Below are 8,230 nucleotides of genomic sequence, written 5' to 3' on the forward strand. Positions count from 1 at the left end.
AAATATTATATCTGTAACCACAGTAGAACATTGGGTATTGACGTTTGAAGATGAAGGTCCAGGTATTGATGAATCGCATCTTAAACACCTGTTCAAACCCTTCTATCGTCTGGAAGACTCTAGATCACGTCTAGATGGCGGTACTGGATTAGGCTTGGCAGTGATTGATGCAATTATTGAAGCACATCAAGGTCATATTTATTATTCTAAATCCAAAAACTTAGGTGGCAGCTGTTTTACTATTCAACTGAATCGTAAGACATCAACTCATTTATAATGTGTTAAGTTCAGATCAATAGGCTTCATTTAAGCGATAAATATAAGATAACTTGATGTCTGAACTTAACAATTCTGTTTGATGATCCTCAAATAAATTTCATCACAATGAATTCTCATCTCGATATTTAGCTAGCATAAAAAATACCACAATGGAGAGTATGCCGATGATAATACCTGCTGTTGATAATAAATTCACATGAGCTGAACTGAAGGCTATTTTACCTGCATTAATCAATGCAACTCCTTGCTCTGTAGGTAATTGGCTCGCTACTAAATAGGTATCACCAATCGATAGTCTGGCTTTTTCTGCTAAAACAGCAGTTAAATCTGACGGCACTTGAAGATGACTGCCAAATATATAGGCCATGAAAACACCAAATAAAGTAATACCTAGTCCTGTACCCAGTTCATAACCTGTACTTTCAAGTGAACCTGCCGCACCGCCCTTTTCTGCAGGTACTGAGCCCATGATCGCAATGGATGAAGCTGTTAAACCAATACTCAGTGTTAATCCAATCGAAGCTAAAATAAAGGGAACGATGATTCCCGGATGATGAAAATCTGAATAACTCAAACTGACCAACGCAATTGCTGCCAATATTAATGACATGGTCGCAACCAGACGGAGTCCAAATTTATTGGATAAAAAACCAGCAATAGGCCCGCCAATAGCGGCCGCAACCATAATCGGAACCATAAAAAGACCGGCTTGCAGCGGTGTTAAACGAATGACATATTGCAGCTCCATTGCCAAAGTTAACTCAACCCCTGCCAAAGCGCCTGCAGCAACCATTGCCATAATAATGCCGGCTAAAATAGCAGGACGTGAAAATAGCGAAAGATCTAGCATCGGCTGAGGAGAATTCAGCTGTTTGCGTACAAATATGGTTAATAAGCCGATAGATAAAACGACCAAAGGCAAGACAATCAACAACGACTGTTTACCGCCTAAGCCTGCTTTTAGTGCATATACAAACGAAATCAAACCGACAATCAGCAATAGCGCTTGACCAAATGCCCAATGTCCAGGGGTTATAGCTTCTTTTCGGGACAATAAGAAATAGCACATTGGTGCGACAACCAGCATGATTGGGACGTTAATCAGGAAAACTGAACCCCACCAGAAATATTCTAACAATCCCCCACCAATGAGCGGTCCAATGGCGGCACCGGCTGATCCGATTGTGCCCCAAATACCCAGCGCAATGGCACGTTCGCGACTGTCTTCGAAGGTTCTGCGAATAATACCCAATACACAGGGCATAATCATGGCACCGCCTAATGCTAATAAAGCACGTGCGGCAATCAGCATAGAAGCCGTTTGGGAAAATGCCGCAAGGACTGAGGCAATTCCAAATATAACCAAGCCAATCAGCAGAATCTTACGATTGCCGACACGATCAGCCAAAGTTCCCATCGGAACTAAAAGTCCAGCCATAAGTAATGGATAAATATCAATAATCCATAAGACTTGGTTGCTTGTGGCACTCAGCGATTGGGTTAATGAGGGAACCGCAACATGCAGTACAGTCATATCAATCACAATCGGCAGAAATGCAAGCACGACAGCGAGCAATATCCACCAGCGTTTCGGATCAAGATTGGAAGCTTTCATTATTAAACCTACATAGATGGTCTATTCACAATTATTTGATGCTAAACAGCCTTACCATCTTGAGTGATAATATGCTCTTTGGGTTTATTTATATCTGTTGCCAAGTTTTCCTGTAAAAACCTTGTCAACAGATGGCTGTTTTTTTATCTCGCAGATTCAAATCCCAAGTGCAACACATTTGTAGTCAGTTGAAAAAGTTAGGTGTATTCATAGAATCATTAGACTTTTTCAACTCGCAATTCCTCCACCTAACGACTTATAAAGTTCGATTTGATTATTTAGTTTTATTTGTTCGAGGATAAGTAGTCCTTGTTGTGCTGCATAAGAAGAGCGTTGCGAATCTAATACCGTTAAATAACTATCAATACCTGCTCTAAAACGAGCACTGGATAGTTTATATGTTGCATCTGTTGCAATGACCAAACGACGCTGGGCTGCTAAACGATCTTCGATATGTGCATGAGCGGCAAGTGCATCATTAACTTCACGAAAAGCTGACTGTATCGATTTCTCATAGTTAGCAAGTGCAATTTGCTGTTCTGTCTGAGAGATTTTAATATTAGCTTTACGGGTTCCCCAATCAAAAATAGGAAGGTCAATACTTGGACCAACTGACCAAGAAAAACCTCCAGATTTAAATAAATCATTTAACTCTGTTGAAGCATAACCTGCGGATCCAGACAAGCTAATTGTTGGGAATAGTCGTGCTTTTGCTGCACCGATATTTGCACCCGCTGCTCTAAGTTGAAATTCAGCTGCTTTTAAATCAGGACGATTATTAAGTAAATTACTGGGCAGGCCAGTTGTGAAAGCTGTTTCCTTTGTAATACTTTTAATTCTTTGATTTGGAAGTAAATCTTGTGGAATAGTTTGTCCAGCTAAAAGATTCAGTAAGTTGTGTGCTTGTACCATTTGAGTTTTATAGTTAGCCACATCATTTCGTGCTGTTTCGACAGAAATTTGAGCTTGTCGTAATGGAACCTCGCTATCAATACCTACATCAAAACGCTTTTTATTGAGATTGTACGAATCAATTTGTGCTTTTAATGTCTGCTCCGCAAGATTTAAATTATCTTTTGCAAAAGCATAATTTAACCATGCTTGGGTGACTTGGCTTATTAAACTAATTTGAGTAGCATCTCTAGCACTTTGTGTCGCAAAGTAATTATTTAAAGCGGCATCTTTTAAACTTTGGACTCGTCCCCAGAAATCTAATTCATAAGCGGTTACACCCAAGCCAACTTGAAAAGTCGAATATGGGTTATTAGGATTAATAGAGGATTCGACTTGTCGAACTGCACTACCAGTTGCTCCAATTGTGGGCAGCTGATCATTTTTGCTAATTTGATATTGTTGTTGGGCACGTTGAATATTTAAGGCGGCAGTACGTAAATCACGATTATTGTCGATTGAAATTTCAATTACTTGTAGTAACTTAGGATCAGAAAAGAAAGTTTTATAACCATTTTCCGCAATCGATGTTCCCGTAGATGTTTGTGAAAAATTTTGTGGAATATTCGACTTCTGTACAGGTTGTGATGCCTGCATATTGATACAAGCAGTTAATGCAATGGAAAGGGAAGAAACAAGTAATCCTCGTGTTAAATGAACTGGCATTTTAAGCATGATTTTCTCCAAATAGTAAAAGCAGTAATATCGAAGAAGAGCCAAAAGAAACATTTATGTTTCTTTTGGCTCTTTTAACTTAAGGGGTCGTTTTTTTCTTTGAAGAAATGAGTTTTTCAACTGCTCCCAGTACGAAGATGAAAAATACTGGAACAAAGAAAATTGCGAGAATTGTTGCTGAAATCATGCCGCCAAATACCCCAGTACCTAATGCATGTTGTGTTTCAGAGCTCGCTCCTGATGCGATGACTAAAGGAACAACACCACATGTAAAGGCAAGAGATGTCATGAGAATTGGACGTAAACGAAGTTTTGCAGCCTGAACGGTAGCTTCAACTAAAGTCATACCTTCTTCTTTAAGCATCTTGGCAAATTCAACAATCAAAATAGCGTTCTTGGCCGATAAACCAATGATTGTGATGAGTCCAATCTTGAAGAACACATCATTCATCATGCCTCTCGTCATAATTGCAATCACAGCACCAAAAATACCCAATGGAATAACTAAGATAACTGATAGTGGAATCGACCAACTTTCATAAAGGGCAGCGAGTACAAGAAAGATCACCAGCATAGATAGGCCCAATAAAAATGCCATCTGTGATTCTGATTGTTTTTCTTGTAGAGAGATACCAGTCCATTCATAGCCAATTCCTTTAGGAAGTTTGGCCATCATTTGCTCCATTTCACGCATGGCATCACCAGATGATGTCCCAAAGTTTGGAATACCGGCAATACTTAAAGATGGACGTCCGTTATAGCGATTATATTGTTGTGGTGCTTTATTCCATTGTGGTGTCACAACTTCTGATAACGAAACCAATTGGCCACTTGAACCTGTTACTTTGAGATTAAGAATATCTTCCAACTGCATACGTGATTTTGCATCGACTTGAACAATCACTTGTTGCATACGACCTTGGTTCGGGAAATCATTGATATACATTGACCCCATAGAGGTTGAAATAATGTCTGATACATCAGCAAAATTAACACCAAGAGCATTAAGCTTTTCACGATCGATTTTCAAGCTCACACGATTGCCTTCAGGTAAACCTTCAGCCCAAACCATATAGAGCTTTGGATTTTTAGAAGCCATTTCAATCAGCTGCTCTTTAGCTGCTATAAGAGCAGGCATACCTAAGTTGGCTTTGTCTTGTAACCGTAGACTAAAACCTGAATATGTACCCAACTCGTCAATTGGCGGAGGCAATATAGACATAACGCTACCTTCATTGCTTTTTGCCATAGCTGCGTTAAGTGAATTGACATATTCAGAGGCAGGCATTTTTCTTTCTTCAAAATCTTTTAGTGTTGAGAATGAAACCCCAACGTTTTGTCCAGAACCGCCAAAACCCCAGCCAAGAACGGAAATATTGTTTTGCACATCAGGTTTTTGATTTAGATGTCCTTCAAACTCTTTCACAATATTCTGGGTTCTTTCACGTGTTGCATCTGATGGAAGTTGGAATGTTGTTAAAAACCAACCTTGGTCTTCTTCTGGCATAAATGCTGTAGGCCAATATTTCATACCAGCAAAAGTAACAACCGTAATGACAACAAAGGCAATCATCATTGGAATAGTGTGTTTAACGATTTTGAGCAAAATGACTTCATATTTTTTAGTCACTTTATCAAAACTACGGTCAAACCATGCAAAGAACCCTTTCTTTTGATGATGACCATTGATCGGTTTTAAAATGGTGGCACAAAGTGCGGGAGTTAACACTAAAGCTAGCAAAGCGGAAAATAAAATGGATACAGACATCGTCACTGTAAATTGACGATAGATGATCCCTACAGAGCCGCTTGCAAATGCCATAGGTAAAAATACGGCTGCAAGTACTAGTGTTATCCCAATAATAGGACTAGTAATTTCTTTCATGGCTTTAGAGGTAGCCTCTTTAGGTGAGAGGCCTTCTGTTGCCATGATTCGTTCAACATTTTCTACGACGACAATGGCATCATCGACAATAATTCCGATGGCAAGCACCATACCAAACATAGTTAGTACGTTGATGGAATAGCCCATCAATAACATCACTGTAAATGTACCAAGTAAAGCAATAGGTGCTACAATCGCTGGAATTAATGTATATCGAACATTATGTAAAAATATATACATCACGATAAAAACCAGAACCATGGCTTCAAGTAATGTATGAATTACCTTTTCAATTGAGATTTTGACAAATGGAGCGGTGTCATAAGGTATATCTAGTTGCATACCTTCTGGTAAATTCTGTTTTAGTTCCTCAACCTTAGCTTTAACACCATCAGCGGTTTTTACTGCATTAGCACCAGGGCTGAGCTGGATTGCTGCTGCAGTAGCAGGTTTACCATTTTTCAAAATAGCAAAACTATAGGCTTGTGAACCCATTTCAACTTTAGCAACATCTGATAGTTTTATTGAACTACCACTTACTTTACTTTTTAAACTTATATTCTTGAACTCATCAATATTTTTAAGTTGGCCCTGTGCTGATAGGGGAATACTAATGAGTTGTCCTTTTTCAGCGGGTACATCACCTAATCGACCGGGTGCAATTTCAACATTATTACTACGTATAGCATTATTTACATCACTAATAGATAAGCCATAGGACACCAATTTATTTGGATCAACCCATATTCTCATAGCCTTTTCTGAACCAAACGATTGAACTTTACCTACGCCTTCAACACGTTTTAATTCTTCAACAGCATTCCTAACTAAATAATCACTTAAATCGACTTCAGAATGTTGTCCATTAGGTGAACTCAGACTGACCAACATTAAAAAGCCTGAAGAAGATGCTTCGACTAACAAACCTTGTTGGCGTACAGTCTGCGGCAGGCGGGCTTCAACAGTTTTAATCTTATTTTGTACATTTACCTGAGCCATATCTACATCTGTACCAGGCTTAAAGGTCGCAGTAATTTGTGCTAAACCTGATGTATCTGTTGTTGCACTATAATAAAGTAAGTTTTTTACGCCTGACATTTCCCGTTCAATTAACGTTACTACGCTATCGTTAATTGCTTTTGGCGTTGCACCAGGATAAACGGCTGTAATAACCACTTGTGGTGGAGCAACACTTGGAAAACGGGCAATAGGTAATTTAGGAATACTGAGTAATCCAAAGAGAATAATAAAAATCGCAATCACCCATGCAAATATAGGGCGGCGGATGAAGAATTGAGACATAATCATTCACCTCCTTTTGTTGTAGAGGCTTTGACTTCTGCGTTTGGAAACGTATTTTTAGGTCCTGATACTTTCCATGTAGTGATTTCAAGTTTTTGATTTGGCTGGATCCGGTCAATACCCTCGACAACAATACGGTCACCTGAATTTAAGCCTTGATTGACTGTGTAAAATTGATCATGTTGTTGACCTAATTCGATTTTGCGTAACTCAGCCATTCCTTTGCTATTCACAATATAAACTTGTGAATGTCCACTGTTGTCATATTGAATCGCTTGTTCTGGAATTAGTAAGGCATTAGGAACGGAAGAACGACTCATCTTCACTCGAACGTACATCCCTGGTAAAAGCTGACGATTTTTATTGTCAACTTCAATACGCATAGTTACGTCGCCAGTTTCAGGGTCAACATTAATATCTTCAAATAATAGTCTTGCGGTAACGTTATAAGGTTGATCTTGATTATTTAAAATTTGGACGTTGTGATCAGCATTTGCGGATAATTTACCTGCTTGTAAAGCAGCTTGTAGTTTTTCATAAGCTGTAATAGATTGTTTTACATCCACATATACTTTGTCAATTTGCTGAACCACTGCTAAAGCATTAGCATCTCCTTGCCCAACTAATGCACCTTCAGTGACAAAAGACTGACCAATACGTCCTGAAATAGGTGCTCTCACGGTTGCATATTGTAAATTAATATTTTGGCGTGTCAGGCTGGCTTTCATTTGTGAAACATCAGCTAGAGCTTGATGATATTGGGCCTGTGCATTACTAAATTCTTGTTTACTAATAGCATTACTAGGTAACAACTCTTGATAACGCTCAAGTTGGGTCTTTAATCGACTAACTTCTGATTCCGCTTTTTTCAATGCAGCTTGATTTGTTGCAACATCAGCTTGAAAGACTTCTGAATTAATCTTGTATAAGGGTTGCCCAGCTTTTACTTCACTGCCTTGTTTGAATAGTACTTTTTGAATTATTCCACCAACCTGAGGGCGAATTTCTGCTACTCGGAATGCATGTACACGAGCTGGAAGATTTTCACTGAAGTTTACTGTTTGTGGTTGAACATTTAATACACTTACTTTTGCCGAAGGTGTTTCAGTCTGAGCTGCTTCTTCAGAGCCACAGCCTTGTAAGATAAGGCCAATAGATAAAAAAAGTGGAAGTAACAGAGGCTTCTTCATATGGAAAAACTCATACAGTTTTAGATATTTACATTATTTTTAATATTTGTGTATTTATCGTTGATAAACTATGGAAAAAGTGTGGAGAATAAAAAAAATATCGATAAAATAAATAAGTTCTTAGTAAAGGATTATTTTATGTTTGATAGTTCATTCTCATTTGATTGCCGTGACAAACTAATTCTTGTTGTTGAGGATGAATATGATATTGGTGATATTATTGAACAATATCTAAAAAAAGAAGGGATGCGTGTCATACGTGCTATGAACGGTAGACAAGCTATAGAGCTCCATTCGTCTCAACCTATTGATTTATTATTGTTAGATATTAAA

At 38.4% G+C, this 8,230-nt stretch carries 6 protein-coding genes; 2 read left to right on the top strand and 4 right to left on the bottom strand.

Annotated elements, in window-relative coordinates; all coding sequences use genetic code 11:
* Window positions 1-277 (top strand): ATP-binding protein (locus Aba26S_RS20000; RefSeq protein WP_043974673.1); only part of this gene is annotated, 277 nt, incomplete at its 5' end.
* A 102-nt stretch (window positions 278-379) separates the two neighbouring features.
* Here the strand turns inward: Aba26S_RS20000 and Aba26S_RS20005 are convergent.
* The 4 genes from Aba26S_RS20005 to Aba26S_RS20020 form a co-directional block, all read right to left on the bottom strand.
* Window positions 380-1,894 (bottom strand): MFS transporter, encoded by a 1,515-nt coding sequence (locus Aba26S_RS20005; RefSeq protein WP_033917554.1) that lies wholly within the window; start codon window positions 1,892-1,894, stop codon window positions 380-382.
* Between the two features lie 228 nt (window positions 1,895-2,122).
* Window positions 2,123-3,511 carry an AdeC/AdeK/OprM family multidrug efflux complex outer membrane factor gene (adeC, locus tag Aba26S_RS20010; protein WP_370538948.1) on the bottom strand — a complete coding sequence of 463 codons (1,389 nt, stop codon included), beginning with the start codon at window positions 3,509-3,511 and terminating at the stop codon, window positions 2,123-2,125.
* Between the two features lie 88 nt (window positions 3,512-3,599).
* Window positions 3,600-6,710: an efflux RND transporter permease subunit gene (locus Aba26S_RS20015; protein ID WP_033917518.1), complete on the bottom strand. Its 3,111-nt coding sequence runs from the start codon at window positions 6,708-6,710 to the stop codon at window positions 3,600-3,602.
* Window positions 6,710-7,897 carry an efflux RND transporter periplasmic adaptor subunit gene (locus tag Aba26S_RS20020; RefSeq protein ID WP_033917516.1) on the bottom strand — a complete coding sequence of 396 codons (1,188 nt, stop codon included), beginning with the start codon at window positions 7,895-7,897 and terminating at the stop codon, window positions 6,710-6,712. The genes Aba26S_RS20015 and Aba26S_RS20020 overlap by 1 nt, the downstream gene beginning before the upstream one ends.
* 138 nt (window positions 7,898-8,035) lie before the next feature.
* On the opposite strand from Aba26S_RS20020, the gene Aba26S_RS20025 reads away from it, so the two are divergent.
* Window positions 8,036-8,230 (top strand): response regulator (locus tag Aba26S_RS20025; protein ID WP_155770359.1); only part of this gene is annotated, 195 nt, incomplete at its 3' end.

Source organism: Acinetobacter sp. NBRC 110496 (genome assembly GCF_000876115.1).
In the GTDB taxonomy this organism is placed as follows: domain Bacteria; phylum Pseudomonadota; class Gammaproteobacteria; order Pseudomonadales; family Moraxellaceae; genus Acinetobacter.